The organism is Streptomyces sp. NPDC102283, from assembly GCF_044766265.1.
Taxonomy (GTDB): domain Bacteria; phylum Actinomycetota; class Actinomycetes; order Streptomycetales; family Streptomycetaceae; genus Streptomyces.
Genome location: NZ_JBIWLQ010000002.1, coordinates 66,502 through 69,398, shown reverse-complemented (window position 1 = coordinate 69,398; position 2,897 = coordinate 66,502). Strand labels below are relative to the sequence as shown.

At 69.6% G+C, this 2,897-nt stretch carries 3 protein-coding genes; 2 read left to right on the top strand and 1 reads right to left on the bottom strand.

The window, feature by feature from the left end:
• Window positions 1–70 precede the first annotated feature (70 nt).
• Entirely contained in the window at window positions 71–1,060 is a 990-nt protein-coding gene (locus ACIRJT_RS04950) for an ABC transporter substrate-binding protein (RefSeq protein WP_403904629.1), read from the bottom strand.
• A 140-nt stretch (window positions 1,061–1,200) separates the two neighbouring features.
• Here ACIRJT_RS04950 and ACIRJT_RS04945 point away from each other — a divergent pair, with 140 nt between their 5' ends.
• Together ACIRJT_RS04945 and ACIRJT_RS04940 are read left to right on the top strand one after the other, a co-directional pair.
• Window positions 1,201–1,998, top strand: coding sequence for a siderophore-interacting protein (locus ACIRJT_RS04945; RefSeq protein WP_403904626.1), 798 nt, complete (start codon window positions 1,201–1,203; stop codon window positions 1,996–1,998).
• An 8-nt stretch (window positions 1,999–2,006) separates the two neighbouring features.
• Window positions 2,007–2,894 carry an alpha/beta fold hydrolase gene (locus ACIRJT_RS04940; RefSeq protein WP_403904623.1) on the top strand — a complete coding sequence of 296 codons (888 nt, stop codon included), beginning with the start codon at window positions 2,007–2,009 and terminating at the stop codon, window positions 2,892–2,894.
• Window positions 2,895–2,897 lie beyond the last annotated feature (3 nt).

Genomic DNA, 2,897 nt, shown 5'->3' with positions numbered 1-2,897 from the left:
ACGGCCGCACCACGCACGAAGGCCCGTCGGAGGCACACGCCGCCGACGGGCCGAGAGGTCCCGCGGACCGCTACATCTTCTTGAGCATGCCCTCGATCTCGTCGACCGTGGCGATCGCGAAACTGTAGTTGGCCATCACGAAGTGCCGCGAGGGGAAAGCCCGCCCGGCCTTGACCGCGGGAACGCCCTTCCACAGTTTGTGGTCCAGCAACTGCTGGGTCGTGGGCGTGGCTCTGCCGTCGGCCTGCACCGAGTAGATCAGCGCGTCGCAGTCCTTGAGGACGTCCATCTCCTCGTAGCTCTTCGGCACGAAGCCCGCCTCCTTCTCGGGCAGCCCCGCCCCGATCTTCAGACCGACATCGCGCATCACGGTGACCAGCGGCGTCCCCAGGAAGAACTTGCCGTTCGGGCCGCCGCTCAGCGGGGCCCACGTGGTGGTCTCGATCTGCTTCCGGTAGGCGGTCTTCACCTCCGTGATCCGGCGTTCGTACTCCTTCTTCTTCTCGGTCAGCCGGCTCTCCCGGTTGACCGCCTTCGCCAGCTTGGCGATCTGCTCGTTCCAGAACGCCCCGCTGGTGTGCCAGTCGTAGAACGCCACCGGAGCGATGGTCCTGAGCGGGGCCGACTTCTCCTTGTAGAACTGATCGATAATCAGATCGGGCTGGAGAGCGGCTATGGCCTGGGAGTTGGGCGTGCCCGAGGCGCCGATCGTGTCGACGTCCTTGAGCTGCTCGTACACATCCTCGGGCAGCAGTTGGGGGTTGGCCGCCCCGTCGGGGACGCCGACCGGGACCAGGCCGAGATCGAGGAGCATCAGGGCGTCGTAGTTCTCCAGAACCACCACCCGCTCGGGCTTTTGCGGGACCTTCACGGTCCCGTTGTCCGTCTCCAGGCTGCGCGTCGCCGCACCGGTCGACTCCTTGGAGTCGCCGCCCGAGGCCGTGTCGTCGGACTCGCTCACGCCACAGGCCGTCAGCCCTAACGCCGCCGCGGCACCCGTGAGTCCACCGAGGACGCGCCTGCGCTCCACCGGACCGGACAAGTTACGTGAACGTGCCATGTTCACTCCTTCGTTCAGAAACAGAGAGATCTTCCGGCCGCATCAGGACGCCGCCAGAAGTAAGGTATGCCTAACCTATCGCTTCCGGGCAGGATTCAGGGAGCCGACCATCCCGAACAGCAGCGAGGAGTCCGCACGCCATGAGCACGGTCGCGACCGACACCAGACGAAACCGCAGGCCAGGGCGCATACATGTGACCACCGTGCGCAGATCGCACCGCATCACCCCCGGTATGGTCCGCCTCACCCTGGGAGGTGATGATCTGTCAGAGTTCGTCAGCAACGGGAGCGATCAGCATGTCGCCCTCTACTTCTACGAGCCCGGTGTCGAACTGCCGCGACCCTTCACCACCGAGGCCGCCCGGGCCCTGCTGCCCACCGCCAAGCCGCGCCTGCGCCGCTACACCATCCGTGACCACCGCCCCGAACTCCACGAGGTCGACATGGACTTCGTGCTGCACGGGCCCGACCAGCTCGCCTCCGGATGGGCCGAGCGAGTCCGGCCGGGCGACGAGGTGATCTGGTTCGGCCCGAGCCCCGCCTACCCGGTGGCCCCCGTCACCGACTGGACCCTCCTCCTGGGCGACGAGACGGCCCTGCCCGCCATCGGCGCGATCCTGGAAGAACTGCCCCCGGGCCACCGCGTCCTGGCCGCCGTCGAGGTCTCCGACCGGGCCGAGGAGCAGCCCCTCTCCACCCGGGCCGACGCCACCGTCACCTGGCTCCACCGCCACGGCCGCGCCCACGGCGAACTCCTGCGCGAACACGCCACCATCCTCCCGCTCCCTCACGGCCGGGGGCGCGTGTGGGGCGGCGCGGAGCGCGGTGCCATGCGGGACCTGCGCCACCACTTCGTCCACGTCCGCGGGCTGGACCGCGCCGACACCCACCTGACCGCCTACTGGACCCAGGGCGAAACCCAGGACAGCGAGGTCTGACCCCCACCATGCCTTCCGCATCCCTCAACGGACTCGACCTCGTCTACGACGACACGGGCGGCGACGGAGAGCCCGTGCTGCTCGTCAACGGCACCGGCGCCACTCGCACCGCCTGGCGTGCCCACCAGACGCCCGCCCTTCTCGCCGCGGGCTACCGGGTCATCGCCCCGGACAACCGAGGTATTCCGCCGAACGCCTTACCGCCCGGCGGTATCACCCTGGAGACCATGACCGCGGACCTGGCCGCGCTGATCGAGCACCTCGCCCTCCCACCCTGCCGCGTCGTCGGCTTCTCCCTCGGCGCGTCGATCGTCGGCGAACTCCTCCTCACCCGGCCCGAACTCGTGAGCCAGGCCGTGCTGATGGCCGGCCGCGCCCGCGTCAACACCTTCGGCGGCGCCGTCACCCGCGCCGCCGCCGACCTGTACGACAGCGGGACTCCCGTCCCCGCCTCGCACCGGGCCGTCTTCCAGGCCCTGTGCTACCTGTCGCCCCACACCCTGCGCGACCCCGCCGCCGTACAGGACTGGCTGGACGTCTTCGCCTACGCCGAAGGAGCGACGGGCCCCGGCGTCCGCGCCCAGTACGAGGTGATGGCCGACGTCGACCAACTGCCCCGGTACGCGGGGCTCGACATGCCGCTCCTGTGCATCGGCTTCGCCGACGACGTCATGATCCCGGCGGCGGCATCCCGGGAGATCGCCGACACCGTCCCCGGAGCCCGTTACACCGAGCTCGAACGCTGCGGCCACTACGGTCATCTCGAACGCCCCGCGGAGGTCAACGCCGCCATGCTCGACTTCTTCGCCCGCCGCCGCCCCGCCGCCGTCCCCGATCGGGCCGCACCCGCGCCCGTATCCGTATCCGCATCCGCATCCGGACGGGGTGCCGCGTGAACG

Bases quoted from the DNA above. Each gene is read 5' to 3' on its own strand.
- ACIRJT_RS04950 (WP_403904629.1), bottom strand. From the start codon at position 1,060: ATGGCACGTTCACGTAACTTGTCCGGTCCGGTGGAGCGCAGGCGCGTC.
- ACIRJT_RS04945 (WP_403904626.1), top strand. From the start codon at position 1,201: ATGAGCACGGTCGCGACCGACACCAGACGAAACCGCAGGCCAGGGCGC.
- ACIRJT_RS04940 (WP_403904623.1), top strand. From the start codon at position 2,007: ATGCCTTCCGCATCCCTCAACGGACTCGACCTCGTCTACGACGACACG.